Origin of the sequence: Companilactobacillus paralimentarius DSM 13238 = JCM 10415, from assembly GCF_001434985.1 — a bacterium.
GTDB lineage: Bacteria > Bacillota > Bacilli > Lactobacillales > Lactobacillaceae > Companilactobacillus > Companilactobacillus paralimentarius.
Genome location: NZ_AZES01000031.1, coordinates 1 through 16,113, shown reverse-complemented (window position 1 = coordinate 16,113; position 16,113 = coordinate 1). Strand labels below are relative to the sequence as shown.

19 protein-coding genes and 1 pseudogene are annotated in these 16,113 nt (G+C 34.9%); 14 read left to right on the top strand and 6 right to left on the bottom strand.

Features of this window, described 5'->3' with window-relative positions; genetic code table 11:
- Window positions 1–38 precede the first annotated feature (38 nt).
- Window positions 39–431, top strand: coding sequence for a nuclear transport factor 2 family protein (locus FD33_RS04035; protein WP_025084802.1), 393 nt, complete (start codon window positions 39–41; stop codon window positions 429–431).
- Window positions 415–1,152, top strand: a complete 738-nt coding sequence (gene nfsA, locus FD33_RS04030; protein ID WP_025084803.1) for an oxygen-insensitive NADPH nitroreductase — start codon at window positions 415–417, stop codon at window positions 1,150–1,152. Before FD33_RS04035 ends, nfsA begins: the two co-directional genes overlap by 17 nt.
- Here the strand turns inward: nfsA and FD33_RS04025 are convergent.
- Window positions 1,149–1,779: pseudogene (locus FD33_RS04025) on the bottom strand (SAP domain-containing protein). The gene nfsA and the pseudogene FD33_RS04025 overlap by 4 nt on opposite strands.
- A 41-nt stretch (window positions 1,780–1,820) precedes the next feature.
- The gene (locus FD33_RS04020; RefSeq protein ID WP_025084804.1) at window positions 1,821–2,216 is read right to left on the bottom strand and encodes a MerR family transcriptional regulator; all 396 of its coding nucleotides are present in this window, start codon (window positions 2,214–2,216) and stop codon (window positions 1,821–1,823) included.
- Between the two features lie 88 nt (window positions 2,217–2,304).
- Between FD33_RS04020 and FD33_RS13150 the strand changes: the two genes are divergently transcribed.
- The 5 genes from FD33_RS13150 (at window position 2,305) to FD33_RS04010 (ending at window position 4,843) form a co-directional block, all read left to right on the top strand.
- A complete protein-coding gene (locus FD33_RS13150; protein ID WP_081784492.1) occupies window positions 2,305–2,652 on the top strand; it encodes a DUF2568 domain-containing protein in 348 nt (115 codons plus the stop codon).
- A complete protein-coding gene (locus FD33_RS13145; RefSeq protein WP_081784493.1) occupies window positions 2,634–2,969 on the top strand; it encodes a DUF4260 family protein in 336 nt (111 codons plus the stop codon). The genes FD33_RS13150 and FD33_RS13145 overlap by 19 nt, the downstream gene beginning before the upstream one ends.
- 82 nt (window positions 2,970–3,051) lie before the next feature.
- Window positions 3,052–3,228, top strand: coding sequence for a hypothetical protein (locus FD33_RS12620; protein WP_156407822.1), 177 nt, complete (start codon window positions 3,052–3,054; stop codon window positions 3,226–3,228).
- A gap of 109 nt (window positions 3,229–3,337) precedes the next feature.
- The gene (locus FD33_RS04015) at window positions 3,338–4,165 is read left to right on the top strand and encodes a helix-turn-helix domain-containing protein (RefSeq protein ID WP_025084805.1); all 828 of its coding nucleotides are present in this window, start codon (window positions 3,338–3,340) and stop codon (window positions 4,163–4,165) included.
- A 48-nt stretch (window positions 4,166–4,213) separates the two neighbouring features.
- The gene (locus FD33_RS04010; RefSeq protein ID WP_025084806.1) at window positions 4,214–4,843 is read left to right on the top strand and encodes an NUDIX hydrolase N-terminal domain-containing protein; all 630 of its coding nucleotides are present in this window, start codon (window positions 4,214–4,216) and stop codon (window positions 4,841–4,843) included.
- A gap of 47 nt (window positions 4,844–4,890) precedes the next feature.
- Here FD33_RS04010 and FD33_RS04005 read toward each other — a convergent pair whose 3' ends face one another.
- The 3 genes from FD33_RS04005 to FD33_RS03995 all read right to left on the bottom strand — a co-directional run bounded on the left by FD33_RS04005 (window position 4,891) and on the right by FD33_RS03995 (window position 8,959).
- Complete coding sequence (locus FD33_RS04005; RefSeq protein WP_025084807.1) at window positions 4,891–6,663, bottom strand: oleate hydratase; 1,773 nt, start codon at window positions 6,661–6,663, stop codon at window positions 4,891–4,893.
- A 188-nt stretch (window positions 6,664–6,851) separates the two neighbouring features.
- The gene (locus tag FD33_RS04000; RefSeq protein WP_025084808.1) at window positions 6,852–7,682 is read right to left on the bottom strand and encodes an aldo/keto reductase; all 831 of its coding nucleotides are present in this window, start codon (window positions 7,680–7,682) and stop codon (window positions 6,852–6,854) included.
- A 200-nt stretch (window positions 7,683–7,882) separates the two neighbouring features.
- Window positions 7,883–8,959: a serine hydrolase domain-containing protein gene (locus tag FD33_RS03995; RefSeq protein ID WP_025084809.1), complete on the bottom strand. Its 1,077-nt coding sequence runs from the start codon at window positions 8,957–8,959 to the stop codon at window positions 7,883–7,885.
- Window positions 8,960–9,119: 160 nt separating this feature from the next.
- Here FD33_RS03995 and FD33_RS03990 point away from each other — a divergent pair, with 160 nt between their 5' ends.
- Both FD33_RS03990 and htpX read left to right on the top strand, forming a co-directional pair.
- Entirely contained in the window at window positions 9,120–9,668 is a 549-nt protein-coding gene (locus FD33_RS03990; RefSeq protein ID WP_025084810.1) for a LemA family protein, read from the top strand.
- A gap of 12 nt (window positions 9,669–9,680) precedes the next feature.
- On the top strand, window positions 9,681–10,589 hold the full coding sequence (gene htpX, locus FD33_RS03985) for a zinc metalloprotease HtpX (RefSeq protein WP_025084811.1): 909 nt from the start codon (window positions 9,681–9,683) through the stop codon (window positions 10,587–10,589).
- Window positions 10,590–10,636: 47 nt separating this feature from the next.
- On the opposite strand, the gene FD33_RS03980 is transcribed toward htpX, so the two are convergent.
- The gene (locus FD33_RS03980) at window positions 10,637–11,233 is read right to left on the bottom strand and encodes a sugar O-acetyltransferase (protein WP_025084812.1); all 597 of its coding nucleotides are present in this window, start codon (window positions 11,231–11,233) and stop codon (window positions 10,637–10,639) included.
- 195 nt (window positions 11,234–11,428) lie between these two features.
- Between FD33_RS03980 and FD33_RS03975 the strand changes: the two genes are divergently transcribed.
- From FD33_RS03975 to FD33_RS03955, 5 genes are all read left to right on the top strand, one after another.
- Window positions 11,429–12,241 carry a DNA/RNA non-specific endonuclease gene (locus tag FD33_RS03975; RefSeq protein ID WP_025084813.1) on the top strand — a complete coding sequence of 271 codons (813 nt, stop codon included), beginning with the start codon at window positions 11,429–11,431 and terminating at the stop codon, window positions 12,239–12,241.
- Between the two features lie 4 nt (window positions 12,242–12,245).
- Complete coding sequence (glyA, locus tag FD33_RS03970) at window positions 12,246–13,484, top strand: serine hydroxymethyltransferase (protein ID WP_034543912.1); 1,239 nt, start codon at window positions 12,246–12,248, stop codon at window positions 13,482–13,484.
- Between the two features lie 106 nt (window positions 13,485–13,590).
- Window positions 13,591–13,899 carry an ArsR/SmtB family transcription factor gene (locus FD33_RS03965; RefSeq protein WP_025084815.1) on the top strand — a complete coding sequence of 103 codons (309 nt, stop codon included), beginning with the start codon at window positions 13,591–13,593 and terminating at the stop codon, window positions 13,897–13,899.
- 61 nt (window positions 13,900–13,960) lie between these two features.
- Entirely contained in the window at window positions 13,961–15,175 is a 1,215-nt protein-coding gene (locus tag FD33_RS03960) for an NADH:flavin oxidoreductase/NADH oxidase family protein (RefSeq protein ID WP_025084816.1), read from the top strand.
- A gap of 3 nt (window positions 15,176–15,178) precedes the next feature.
- Window positions 15,179–15,853: a type 1 glutamine amidotransferase domain-containing protein gene (locus tag FD33_RS03955; RefSeq protein ID WP_056955777.1), complete on the top strand. Its 675-nt coding sequence runs from the start codon at window positions 15,179–15,181 to the stop codon at window positions 15,851–15,853.
- The last annotated feature ends 260 nt before the right edge of the window (window positions 15,854–16,113 follow it).

Sequence of the window (16,113 nt, the reverse complement as noted above, 5' to 3'; positions counted from 1 at the left end):
AATTAAAGTTAACTTGTAAAAAATCAATGGAGAATCTTATGGATAATACAGCTATCATCAAAAAATATTTTCAATCCTGGCTTACACGGGACTTTTCAGATCTAGACACCTACATCGACGAAAAAATCATTTATCGCGAATGTTACGGTCCTATATATATTGGTCTGGATGAACTACATCAATTTATCGACAATATGATGAATCGCCAAAAAGTTTTAAACTGGCGAATTGATAAAATCCTCCCAACAGACAAAAACACTTATACAGTGTTATGGTATTTTCATGCTGTTGAGCATACTGAATACGACTTCGACGGTGCCTCAATAATTCAATTTAAAGATAATAAAATTATTGACGTCGCTGAATATCAATCTAAACATGAGACTTTTCGTCCATTCAAAAAAGAGGGTAAAAATGAATTCAACAATTAAGAATATGACTGAACACGTTTCTGTACGTGAATTTAAAGATCAAGCCATCACCGCTGATCAAAAGCAATCACTATTAGCTGCAGCTCAAAGTGGTTCCACATCTGAGTTTGTTCAAGCTTTTTCTATCATCGAAATAACTGATCAGAAACTTAGAAATGAGTTAGCTGATATTACCATTAGCTCCCCACATGTTAAAAAAGCCGATACATTTTATGTTTTTGTAGCCGATTTAAACCGTCAGGCTAGTATTTTAAAAGCACATAATCAAAGCTTAGATAGTTTAAAGAATATGGAATCATTGATTGTCAGTGTCGTTGATACGACTATTGCTGCTCAAAATATGGCAGTTGCCGCTGAATCAATGGATTTGGGTATCTGCTATATTGGTAGTCTTCGTAACAATATCAAACGAGTGGCTGAATTACTGAATCTACCAAAATTCACTGTTCCCGTCTTTGGTATGACGGTTGGTATTCCTGCAACGAAAAATCAGCATAAACCACGCCTACCACAGGCTAATCAAGTCGCTACTAACACATATGACAATCAGAAATTCACTGATTTAAAAGCATATGATCAAGATGTCCACGAATATTATGCTAATCGTAAAACTAATGCTTCCGACACCAATTGGTCTGAAAAGAACTTAACAATTTTCAAACAAATTAGACGTCCAGAGGTAGCCAGTTTTCTTAAAGAACAGGGCTTTACGTTAGCTTAATTTTTTCGATACTTTTCAATTTCACTTTGATACTGATCAATTAGTTGTGAACGATAAGTCTTATCAGTTTGACCATCACGAACTTTAGACCAAATAATAGCCGCAACCTTCATTTTTGCGAATATTTTTTTGAACGCTCATCATGGTTAAAATCTTTTACAAAATTATTCCATTGGTAAGTGTGTTCTTCCTCATTGTCAGTCAAAGTTTTATTCTGATAGGCATCAATTAAATCCTGTACCGTGGCTGAAGTGTCCTGATCACTTTGAACTTGGCGCATTTTAATTGCCATGGACTTTTTAAAACTGAATTTACTCATTTGAAAATAATCAGCGAAAAACTTTCTAGCTTCTGCATTCAATTTGAATCCCGTGGCTAATAATTTAGTCTGCGGATTGATTTGTTCCGTCTTCAATGATGAAATGTGAGTATTAGTCCGCCAGTTTTTATTTGTGATTGTGGTATGCCACTCAAATACTGAATAATATATTGATTCAATTCAGCCTTAGTTCCATAACTAGGCAACTGATTATCTTTACAAATCTGTACTAATTCTGTTTTATACCAATAGAACTTCTGAAAATCTTCCACCGATAATTTTTTAGAAAAATATGGTCTATCAGCCATCATAATCTCCCACTAAATATCACGAACTTCGTGATATTTTTTTATTCTATTTCGCCAAATTTTTCAATAAACTGTTCCATATCAGTTTGTGAATCATCCAAGGCACTACTCATCTCATCAGTCACAACTAACAGTTGTTCATAAAAATCACGTTTCTTTTGAAATTCATTTCTCTTATTCTTAATAAATTCCTGAGTATCCGTATGACAATCTTCCGTGATTGGTTTATTTCGTAATTCCAAAACTATTTTTATTTCTTCCAAAGTTAGGCTAGCTTTCTGCAAATTACGGATAATCGCAAAAGTTTTTTGATCCTCAATACTAAAATTTCGATAATTATTCTGATTTCTCTTGGGTTTCAATAAACCCATTTGATCATACAATCTCAATGTATCTCTAGTGGTATCAACCTTTTTACAAAATTCTGCAACATTCATCTCAGATCCTCCAAACGTGCTAATTGACTCGGGGGTTAGGCCCCATGATACTATCTGATTAATCTATAAAGAAATCAGGTAACATCAAATGAATTTATTTACACTCAACGCTCCAATTAGATTTCTAATCGAAATAACAACTACAATCCTTATCATTACTATCGGCTTAACAAAATATTCATTACCATTAAATATTTTGATTGGAATACTTCTACCAATAATTTTCATATCATTATGGGGATTTTTCATAGCACCCCATTCTCCAAAACAAGGTCCTGCAATCTTAAGAATTTTTATTGAACTCATAATTTTTGGAACTTGTACTTATTTACTAATATCCAAAGAATCCACATTAATCGGATTAATCTATTTAACAATTACTTTAGTTAATACCGTAATGATTCATATGGGAAGTACATTATCACGAAAAAAATAATTTATTACCGTTTAGAAAATGTAACATTCGTTTTATTACTATTAACAATTTACCCTTCTTACGGATCATGGCTTAACCTATTAATATTTTATCTGTTACCTGATATTTCTGCATTAGGTTTCATTTTTTCAAAAAAAATTGGTGAGTTTTCATATAATTTAACACATACTCTAATTCTTCCAACAATTATCTTAATATTCAGTATTAACAGTCATTACCTAATAAGTCTAATTATCATCTGGTATCTGCACATTTACATTGATCGTATACTTGGTTGGAATCTATTTCCTCGCAACAAAAATAGACAATTAAACTAGTCAAAGCAAATTATTACTCCTCTCAATCTTTACAGTTTTACAATATATTATTCTAAAGATAAGAGACTGGAGGTAACTAATCATGGCACCTATTGAAGATAAAACTTTTCGTGATTACGAATTATTTGTTATGAAAAACACTATTATCAATATTTTAACGACAGACTCAGTTAATATGATTATCAATTACCAAGTTGATTCTGATAAAAATCAACGACCCATTCAACCTGATTTAATTAATAAACATAATTTTTCCTGAAAATTTACATACACATTTACAAAACTTTACAATAATTGAACAGAAAATACACACTACTTTTATATCATTTACTTATAAATTATTAATTAAAACAAGTAGGTGTTAACATATGGACAACTTAGGGGACATATTAAAAGAAACTCGTCAGCGTCGACAACTTTCGCAACTGGAAACAGCTGAAAATATTTGTTCTCAATCCACCCTTTCTGAAATTGAACACAATAAATACATCCCTAACACACAACTCTTAATCAACTTGTGTCAAAGGCTGTCGATCAATTTTGACGATTTACTTCTAGCACAGGATTTTAATATCTGTAAAGATCGTTATTTCAATCAAAAAGTTCGTTCACTATATAATAGTAGAAACTATCAGCTACTCAAGACTTATCTGAATCGTCCCACTGTTATCGAATCAGTTCAAACAGGAAAACAGACGCAAGCCTATTATTTCTATCTGGCTGTATGTGATTTACATTTAGAACATAATTTCGATAGTTCTAAAGAGCTTCTAAAATTGTCCTTAGCTAGTGCTGGACACAGTCGTAAACAAACTACCTTAACTCGTATTTGCAATATCACTTTGGCCTATGTTTATGCTAAGCAAGGACTACGTAGATCCGCTAACAGACAAATTGAATTAGCTCAAAGAGATCTCAATAAAATCACTTACGATGAAAATCTCAATATAATCTATTTTGTTGCCGCTCTCTCCTATCTTGCGCTTAACAAGTACAACCAAGCCATTGAAATGGTTGAAAAAGGTATCAATTTTACCCGTCAGAATAATTCCCATTTTATGTTATTGGACAGTATCTACTTGATGGCTCATATTACAGAAAAAATCCAAACTAAATATCACAAACTAGAAAGTATTAAAAAGTACGATATATTTAACGATTTCATTCATGAACGTCCCTACGCTAAGGTCAATTAAAAAAATACTTATAAATGTTATACTTTCTTAAAAGGAAGGTATAAAAAGATGGATGATGATATTGAATTATTACTTGAAAAACTTCAAGCAATCGCTCAATCTGGTAAACATTATAGCAAGGACGTTTTTGACTTAGAACGTTATCAACAATTAGAGGATGTCGCTAAGAAATTGACAGCACAATTGACGAATAATGCGACACCTGAGAATCTGAATATCTTTTTCGATGCAGATACTGGTTATGTTACTCCTAAGGTTGATGTCCGTGCTACTGCTTTTAAAGATGATAAGATTCTTTTAGTTCAGGAAAAGAGTAATGGTAAGTGGTCTATTCCTGGAGGTTGGGCTGATATTGGTTACTCTGCCAGTGAAATTGCCACTAAGGAAACTTTCGAGGAGGCTGGTATTCACACCAAACCCCTACGTCTAATTGCCATCAAGGATATGCAAAAGAACCATTATCCTAAGAAAAATCTCAGTTACATTTACAAGCTTTTCTTCGAATGTACTCCAACTGAAGATGATATTCATAGCGGCGTTGAGACCTCTAATGTTAAATACTTTACACTCGATGAAGCCTTGAATTTGAATCTTTCACTGGAACGTAACCTCCCCGAAGATTTCAAAATGGCCTTTAAATGCCATAATTCTAAAGATTGGCAAACTTATTTCGACTAAAAAACACCTCAATTCTTCATTTACGAATTGAGGTGTTTTTCTTTATATTACAAGAGATGTGCATCTTTCAATAGTTCTTCAATATAAGTTCCATGGATCTTCTCCATAACTTTCTTCTCTACCAAACGTTCCTTAAATGGCAATTTAATATCTTCAAGCTTCTTCTTACCATCTAGATAGTAGATAGCACGCATCAATGTACGTACATCATAAGCTGAACCAAAGACTTCAGGAACTCCACGATCAACATTCAACAAAGTATAAACGGCTTCCATAGCTGTTCTAACTGAATATTCTGTTGTGAAGACTGTATCACGGTCTGTTTCAGCAAAATTACCAATGAAGGCTAAGTTCTTTGATCCTTCTGGAACAACTAATGGACGATCTCCAAGTTTTCTTGGCATAAAGTATGAAGTGATGTATGGCATATGTGCTGGAATAGTACTTGCATGATTTTCAGCAATATCCTTGATCTTATCAGTTGGAACACCAATATGATAAAGCCACTCTTCACATAATTCATCACCAGTACACTCAGTGATCTTCTTATTTACGAAATTACCTGGTTTATCTGAGAATAGTCCATAAACCCAGACAACCAATTCGTTATCCTTTTGTCTCTTAAAGTGTTTTTGACGACTGATGGAATATCCATATAACCAGTTAGAATCTTTGATACTTACTGGACCACTGGTTACGATTGAACCGCTATGTAGATCTTTCTTACTGATCTTCTCGATATATGGTGTTACTTCATCATCAGTTAAAGTAACTGTTCCAGAAATAGTCCAGTTTGCTTCAGGGATATTCTTACAGAATTTGTCTGGATGACCAAAAGCCTCATCTTGTTTAGCTAAGTTTTCCCATAATTGCCAACTGCTACCCAATTCATGTTCGGTTGGTGCTGGATGAGTCTTGTCACCATAAGTTGTGCTCTCAGTAATTGAACCATTTGTTACAAAGACTAAATCATTTTCTGTCAAACTGATTGTGTTATCTTTGCCATCAGTTGTAAGGTCGATTTCTTTAGCCACTTTAGAACCATTTGATGTATCAACCTTAATATTATTTACATGAGTATTATATGTGAATTGAACACCTTTACTCTCCAAGAATTTAATCAAAGGTTGAATCAAGGATTCATATTGATTGTATTTGGTGAATCTCAATGATGAAAGATTTGACAATGAATCAATATGATGACAGAAACGCATCAAATAACGTCTCATTTCCATAGCACTAGCCCAAGGTTCGAAAGCAAACATTGTTGACCAGTAGAGCCAGAAGTTAGAATTCAAAAAGTCCTCTGAGAAGACTTCATTGATCTTCTTATCACCCAAATCCTTTTCAGGTGTCATAACCAAATCCAATAGTTCTTGAACTGCCTTTGGTGTTAATGTTAAATCTCCTTCAGTTGGCAATTCTTTTCCTTGCTCTTGGATAACTCTGCCATGTGAGAAACTAGGATCTTCTTTATTCAACCAATAAAATTCATCCAAAACAGATGCATCAGGATTTTCCAATGATGGAATTGATCTAAACAAATCCCAAAGTGTTTCGAAATGAGGTTCCATCTCTCTACCACCACGGATGATATAACCCTTTTGTTCATTCCAAATACCATCCATACTACCACCAGGTAGAGCTAATTCTTCTAGGACATGAATCTTGTCGCCTTTCATTTGACCATCACGTACGAGAAATGACGCAGCTGCCAAACCAGCTAATCCAGAACCAACAATGTATGCTGACTTATCATCAACGCCAACTGGTTTCATTGGTCTAGCAAATGCCTCATAATTTCCGTTACTTCTATACATAAGAACCACCTCTTGAATTATTAGCTTTCTTAGTTGAAATCGTTTACAGCTAGAATATAGTTCTTATATTTCTAAATTTCAATAGATATTCCAAAATAATATTATTTTTTAAATTCTATATTCTCTAAAAAATGAGACAATATAAAAAAAGAGTGGTATTTGAGATAGTCTCAAATATCACTCTCATTTTAGAATTCCTCATAAACAGCAGGATCTTGGTCCTTGTTACGTCCATCTGATTTAGTCAATGAATTAATTTTATCCATATCAGTATTTGATATTTCAAAATCAAAAATACTCAGATTCTCTACTTGTCTAATTGGCGACGATGACTTAGGAATTGGTACGGTTCCCAATTGATGTTCCCATCTCAAAATAATCTGACCAACTGACTTATTATATTTCTTACTTAATTCAATCAAAACTGGATTCTTTAATACAGAACTGGCGCGCCCAAGCGGACTCCAATCCATCGTGATAATTCCATTATCCTTATCAAATTTACGCATATCAGCCTGATTAAAATATGGATGCAATTCAATTTGGTTAATAGTCGGTAAAATACCAGTCTCTTGCTTTAATTTATTTAAATGTTCTGGCAAGAAGTTACATACACCAATTGATTTAACCAGACCAAATTTTTGCGCATCAATCAAAGCTTGCCAAGCTTCGACATACATTCCACGTTTGGGATTAGGCCAATGTAACAAATAAAGGTCAAAATAATCTAAATGTGCTCGATAAAGTGATTCTTGCAAAGCAGCAATCGCATCATCAGAAGCATAGTATCTACCAGGTAATTTAGAGGTCACAACTAATTTATCACGATCAATGCCACTTTCAGAAATAGCACGACCTACAGCACCCTCATTTTCATAATTATAGGCCGTATCTAGCATTCGATACCCATTGTTAATTGCAGAAACTATACTTTGAACACCTTTACGTCCATTTAATTTGTAAGTCCCAAAACCTATTTCAGGTATTACTTGTCCATCATTTAATTTGTACATCAACATTCACTCCTTTATAAGTCAATATTAACGTAACTCTTTTTAATCAATCAAACAATTAATTTATCACATAAAAAAAGGCCCTACATCAAAGATGCAGGACCAGAAACCATTCCATAGAAATCTTTGGAATGTATGAAACAGTTTTGTGCGGATAGGCTATACCCGCATCTATTATAATAGCACACTATTCCTAAACTACAAAGCTAATCATTAGCCATTTGATAAATTTGTTTAACAAATGGCTTAACATCCGCTGCTTTTCTAGAGTAATTCTCTAAAGCTACAACTGCCGTTTTACCATCATCAGAAATATGAACTACTCCCTGGAAACCATATCCCCAACCGTTAGCATAATTATCATCCTTACCATGATACATACCACCGCCATAAGTACTGATACTTCCGGGAACAAACAATTCATCGCGTGACTTCTTCGTCAACATGGAACCATTCATGATATATTCTTCAGCTTTATACAAATCATTGGCACTCATGAAGACTTGTCCAGTACCTAATTCATCGTACTCATAATATCTCTTAGTATAGAAGATATTTTGATAATCCATCTTGATCGACAAAGGATTAGGGTTGTTATATCCAATTGCTTTAACAACGTCTGGAGAATAGTCATAAGCAAAGATAGTATGTTTGAGATTTAGTTTATTAGTATATGTCTCCGTGAATAATTGTTGATAAGTTTTACCAGTTACTTTTTCCAAAATACCACAAAGTAGATTGAAATTAATAGCTTGATAATTCCACTTATCATGTAATAGACTGATATATTTTGTATTCTTAATATCAGCATTGATAATTTCTGAATCTGACATGACTCTGTATGGTCCAACGTCCCCCTTCAGCATTAAGCCTGACGTCATAGCCATCATTTGTCTGAGTGTTATGTTATTACTACCTGGAACTTCGGGATAAAATTGTGACAATTTGTCATTCAAGCTCAATTTGTTTTCTTGAACTAATTTCATAACCATTGCCGCTGTTAAATTCTTCTGAATCGAATCTATTTCATACGATGTTTCATCATTATTATAAAGACTAGTACCGTAATTAGAATATCCTCGACTAGTTTCAAATATCGGCTTACCATTCTTTACAACCAATAAACTGCCGGAAAAGCCTTTTTGATCAAGAATCTTATTGGCCTTTTGAGCAAACTCATCAGTGTAATTTGTATCAACCAAACTATCTACACATGCAGTCGATGGTGCAATACCAAGCAAGGCAGATGAAAGCATTAAAATGGGTAAAAACATTTTTTTCATAATATTCACCTTAAAACCTGTTTGAATACCTTCCTTAATTGTTAAGTATAGATTATTTTTCAAAAAATTAGTAACATTTTAGTCAAAATTTTCTGTCTACTTTCACTAGAATCATTGCAATATGGTAGAATATAGCCAATAAGAAATGAAGGAGATTTAAATGAAAACAATAATAATAATTGCCATTATTTTAGTGATAATTGTCGCCTATGCGGGCATGTACAATAGTTTGGTAAAATATCGCAATCGTGCTCGTGAGTTCAGTTCTCAAATCGATGTTCAGCTAAAACGTCGTACTGACTTGATTCCTAACTTAGTCGAAACTGTCAAAGGTTACGCTACACATGAAAAGGAAACACTAGCAAATGTTGTTGCTATGAGAAACAATGTTACTAACGCTGACAGTCTCCAAGATAAGGTTGAGGCCGACAACGCTTTGACTGGTGCTTTAAGACAGGTTTTTGCTTTAGCTGAAAGTTATCCAGATTTGAAAGCTAATCAACAGTTTTCACAATTAATGGAAGAACTTTCAAATACTGAAAATAAAGTATCTTATGCACGTCAAGCTTACAATAGTCAGGTTCAGGCTTATGATACCGCTATTGAAACATTCCCTCGTAATCTTATTGCTGGTATCCATGGATTCAAGGAAATGGACTTTCTTCAAATTCCTGACGCTGAAAAAGCCGCACCTAAGGTTAAATTTTAATCAGGTCTTCCTATGATTTATGAACAAATTGACCGTAATAAACGTAAAACTTACTTTATTTTCTTTTTCTTCTTTTTGTTACTAGCGGCTTTAGGTAGTTTTATCGGTGCTTATTTCTTTGACAATATCTATTCAGGTATCGTTATTGCATTGGTAATCGCTATTGTCTATACACTGATAACTTATTTTCAATCAACTAGTATCGTCATGCAGATGAATGGTGCTAAAAAATTGGAATCGGCCAAGGATGCTCCTGATCTCTGGCATATTGTAGAAGATCTCTCAATGGTTGCTGATATACCTTTACCAGATATTTATATTATTGATGATCCCAGTCCCAATGCTTTTGCTACCGGACGTGATCCCCAACATGCCGCTGTGGCTGTTACCACTGGTCTTTATCAAATGATGAATCGTGAAGAACTCGAAGGCGTTTTGGCTCATGAGATCTCTCATGTTAAAAATTACGATATTCGAGTATCAACAATTTCTGTAGCCTTATCTTCAGCCATCATTTTGATTTGCTCAATTATCGGTAATGCCTATCGTTGGTGGATTCCTATGGATCGTGACGATCGTGATAACAACAATTCTGGAGCTATCCGAGTCGTTCTTTGGCTAGTAGGTTTAGTCTTCGCTATTTTGGGACCATTGATTGCTAGTTTAGTTCAAATGGCTATTTCTAGAAATCGTGAATACTTAGCCGATGTATCCGGTGCTGAATTGACTCGTAATCCTCAAGGATTGATCAATGCTCTGGAGAAATTAAAGGAAAGCACTAAACCAATGCGCCGAGTTGACGACGCAAGTGCATCCTTGTATATCGATGATCCAACAAAAAAGAAACACTTCTCAGGACTTTTCGATACTCATCCACCTTTGGATGATCGTATTGCTGCTTTGAAAAAAACTTTTGAATAGTATAAAAATAGCTCACTCAACTTTTATGGTTAAATGAGCTATTTATTTTAAATAAAATCATGACCAACAAAACCGGTCTTATCATCATCAGTAATAGGACGAATAACCTTACAAGGATTACCAGCGGCGATAACTTTATCAGGAATATCATGTGTTACAACACTACCTGCGCCTATAATCACATCATTTCCAATTATCACTCCTGGCAAAACCGTTACATTAGCAGCCAACCAAGTGCGGTTACCTATCGAAATTGGTTTGGCAATACACCCACCAATTTCACGCTCTTTAGCATCAAACAGATGATTACTAGTATACAAACCAACTTTAGGTCCGAACAATACTTTATTTCCTATCGTTACTTTCGCTCCATCCAGAATGACACAATCATAGTTTGCGTAAAAATCATCACCGACAAAAATATTACGTCCAAATTCACAACGAAAATTAGGATTAACAAATGGTGCCTTACCCGCTTCACCAAATAATTGACGAACTAATTTTTCTTTCTTTGCTTCATTACTTTCGTTATTAATTTTAGTGGTTAATTCCGTTGATTTTGCTCTAGCATCAACCAATAATTGATCCAAATCATCATATGGACGTCCGGTTGACATATATTGAAACTTTTCATCTAAATTCATCTTTCTTTCCCCCATTTTGCACATTAATACTTATTAAGTGAATTTTATCATGAATTAATATAATTTTTCTAATTAGTCAAGGTAATTCCGAATTAATTTTTGTAATTTGGGAAATAATGTTCTAGATTTCTGAAAATATATGATAAAATCATACATGGAGATTTCCAAAATCTTCATAGTAAGGGGAACGATTTTATGTATATGTTATTACTTGTTTTATTAGGTGCCATCGTGTTGTTTACAACATTCATGGTCAAGCCCAAAAAACGCCTGCACCGCAAGCTGGTATCTTTAGGATTACTACTGATTGTGGTTGGTGGTTCAGGCGTTTACGAATCCTACCAAAATAATGGGATTGGAACTGGTGATAATCCGAAGCAAGTTGAAAAGAGCAAAACTTATTCGAGTTCTAGTCTGGCCAATCTGAATTACAATGGTAGCCAAGAAATAGAAGTTAATAACAATACGCCTACTTTTACAAAATCCGAACTAAATGTCTCAAATGGTCCCTGGCAAGAATTCGCCGATTTAGATAACCTAAACCGTGCAATTCAAGCTGATGCACTATTAAGCAAGAGCTTAATGCCTACTCAAAAGCGTGAAGCACTTTATGTTAATCCAACTGGTTGGCACAATAAGCGTATCAAGGGTGGCTGGCTATATAATCGTTCACACCTTATTGGTTATCAATTAACAGGACAGAATAATAATCCTAAGAACTTGATGACCGGTACTCGTTCTCTGAATTCACCAGAAATGCTCAAACACGAAAACGATATTGCCTACTACCTAAAGCAAAATCCTAGCAACTATATCAGATATCGGGTTAAACCGATATATCGTAATGATGAATTGGTTGCACGTGGTGTTCAAATGATGGCTGAATCAATGACTTCATCAGGTCAATCAGATAAAGCAGTATCTTTCAATGTGTATATTTTTAACGTTGAAAAGGGTGTTAAGATTAACTATAGCGATGGTACAAGTGTAGTTAATAATAATTATTAAGGAGATGGTCGTAGTGCAATATAGTACAGGAGATAAAGAAGTTTTCGATCTAATCAAAAAGGAAGAAGAACGACAAAATAGAAATATTGAGTTGATTGCTTCCGAGAACCTTGTTTCTGACAATGTTAGAAAAGCTCAAGGATCAGTTTTAACAAACAAATATGCTGAAGGTTATCCAGGGCATCGTTACTATGGTGGTTGTGAATACATCGATCAAATTGAACAAATTGCTATTGATCGTGCTAAGAAATTATTCAATGCTGAATATGCTAATGTTCAACCACATTCAGGTTCACAAGCTAATGCCGCAGCTTACCAAGCAGTTCTAAAACCTGGTGATTCTGTTTTAGGTATGGATCTTAACGCTGGTGGTCACTTGACACACGGCTCAAAAGTTAACTTCTCTGGTAAAATGTATAACTTCCATTCATATGGTGTTAACGCTGAAGGTTTCATCGATTATGATGACGTTCAAAGAATTGCTGAAGAAGTAAAGCCAAAACTTATCGTTGCTGGTGCTTCTGCATATAGTCGTATCATTGACTTTAACAAATTCCGTGAAATTGCTGACTCCGTTGGTGCTTACCTAATGGTTGATATGGCCCACATCGCTGGACTAGTTGCTGTTGGTTTACATCCAAATCCAGTTGGCGTTGCTGATATCGTTACAACAACTACTCACAAAACTCTTAGAGGTCCTCGTGGTGGTATGATCCTTGCCAAAGCTGAATTAGGCAAAAAGATCAACTCTGCTATTTTCCCAGGAACTCAAGGTGGTCCACTAGAACATGTTATTGCTGGTAAGGCCGTTGCTTTCGGTGAAGATCTTCAACCTCAATTCAAGGATTATATGGAACAAGTTGTGAAAAATGCTGCAGCTATGGCCAAAGTTATCAATGATGCTGACAACCTATCAGTTCTAACTGGTGGTACAGACAATCACTTGCTAAACGTGGTTCTAACTGAAACAGATATGAATGGTATGGAAGTTCAAAACCTTCTTGATACAATTCACATCACAACTAACAAGGAGGCTATTCCTAATGATCCATTACCTCCTAAGTACACATCTGGACTACGTCTAGGTACTCCTGCTATCACATCAAGAGGCTTTAACGAAGAAGATTGTGAAGAAGTAGCACGTATTATTGTTGACGCTATTAAGTATCACAATGATCCTGAAGAATTAAAGAAATTAGATGCTCGTACAAAAGCACTAACAGACAAGCATCCTATCAAATAGTAATTACTAAAACAGAGCTGAGGCTCTGTTTTTTTTGTTGACATTTTAATTTGTAATAGTTATTATAAGTTTAAACATTTAAACCTATAAAATTAAGGAGATCAATATGGCTGAAGAAACAATGAACCTTTTTCGAAAAGGTATGCCCATCTTTGGTATCTTTCAAGATGAGAATCGTCAGAAAATAATTTTGCTACTATGTAAAAATAAAGAATTAACTGTCAATCAAATTACTGAACAAATTAACTTATCACGTCCGGCCGTCTCCCACCACCTCAAATTAATGCTAGATGCTGGTGTTATTGCTGTAAACAAAGTCGGTAAAGAACGTCTATATCGTGTTTCACTAGATGACACAGTTCAACTTCTCAAAGATTTAACTGTTTCACTTGAGAATAGTATTTCATCCAAGTAGGATGAAATTTATTTTTTGCTCAATAGGTTCAAATGTTTAAACTTATTATTAGGAGAATATTATGACAACTATCTTTACACCCTTAACTTTAAAAAATGGTACTACAATTAAAAACAGATTTGCTAAGGCCGCTTTAAGCGAAACCTTAGGTGACAAAAACTATCAACCAACGAAAGAACTCATCTCCCTTTATCAAAAGTGGGCTCTAGGCGGTACTGGTCTTCTTATTACTGGAAATGTTATGGTCGACCGCAATGCCCGTGGTGAATATGGCAATATTGTTGTTGATCGTCAGCAGGATTTGAATTTATTAAAGAAGTGGGCTCTAGCCGGAACCACGAATGATACCAAAATTTTCATGCAATTAAATCATCCCGGTAAACAGTCCCCTAAAACCATCAGTAAACAACCAGTTGCTCCTAGTGCCGTTCCCATGACTGGTTCTAACGGATTTGCCTTCAATACGCCTAGAGCTTTAAGTATTGAAGAAATTAAACAAATCATTAACAAGTTCACCGAAGCCGCAGCTATGGCACAACAAGCTGGTTTTTCAGGAGTCGAAATCCATGCAGCTCACGGATACCTTTTGAACCAATTCCTTTCACCACACGATAATCAACGAAATGATGAATACAGTGGCACATTGAAAAATAGAATGCGTATCTTAACCGAAATTTACACTGGTATTCGCGAAAAAGTTGGCCATGATTTCCCAATTGCTTTAAAAATCAATTCATCCGATTTCCGTTCAGATGGATTCTCTGAAGAAGATTCACTTCAAGTAATTCAAAAAATGGACCAATTAGGTATCGATTTGATTGAAATTTCTGGTGGTAATTACGAAAATCCTAAAATGCAAGGAATCGGTAAAGGTGCTTTCTTCATTGACTACGCTCAAAAAGTAAAACAGATTATTTCAACTCCAATAGTTGTTACAGGTGGTTTCAACACGGCCATCGGTATGGAGAATGCTATTCAAAATAACGAAACTGACTTTATCGGATTAGCCCGCCCTCTAGTCATGGTGCCTGACTTGCCTAACCAATTAAAATGGGGTAACTTTACTTCTGTAAAACTACATCATTTAACTACTGGTTCAAAAAAATTGGATAAAAAAGTGGGTTCATTGATTGGTTTAAGTTTCTATCAACAACAAATGTTGCGCATTGCTGAAGGTAAAGCAATTCAACATACAACCAATGCTTGGGGAGCTTTGCTGTTCTCCCTCAAACATCAAGGATTATCCGCTTTAATGCCACAACGAGATAAGGAGTAACTCATGAAAAAGATTCTAGTTGTTTTAACAAATACAATTGAATATAAAGGCACTGACCAAGCTACCGGACTCTGGTTAGGTGAAGCCACCGAATTCGTTGATGAAGTGACTAAAGCTGGATTTGAAGTCGACTACGTTAGCCCCAAAGGCGGTTTCGTTCCTCTTGATCCTCGCAGTTTCAAATATACCGACAAATCTACCATGGCAATTTACAGTAGTTCTGATTTTCAACAACGAGCCTTAACTAATTCATTGAAACCAGCACAAATTCAACCCGAAGATTATCAGGCCATTTATTATACTGGCGGACACGGAGTTATGTGGGACTTCCCTACCAATCCCGAATTGCAAAGTATTACTAAGAAAATTTATCAACAAGGCGGCTTCGTAACCTCCGTCTGTTATGGCATTGCCGGTTTACTCAACGTTAAAGATGATGACGGCAATTACTTGATTGCTGACAAAAAAATCACTGGCTTTACGACTGCTGAAGAAATTTTAGCTGGTAAAAGAAAAGTTGTTCCCTTCCTCAATGAAGAAGTTGCTAAAATGCACGGTGCCAATTTTCAAAAGAAACGTGCCTACAAAGAATTTGCTATTCAAGATGGTCAACTTATCACCGGACAAAATCCATTCTCCGCTAGAGCTGTTGCTAGAATATTAATTGAGAATAATTAAAAACAGTACAAAAAGTCCAGAAGCAAACGCTTCTGGACTTTTCGTTTAGCTACGGATAAAGGGGTTTATCACGTACTCATAAATAAATATGGGAAAAATATTCGAAATCATCTGATTCCACTTAACAGTATATGACTTGCCAGTGTCACTATATGTCAAAATCCCACCTTATACGAAAATAATTGTATAAAGTGGAATTTTTCTAACGGCGAATTTTATAATCAAGTTAGCCACTTTAGAAAAATGACAAAATAAAAACA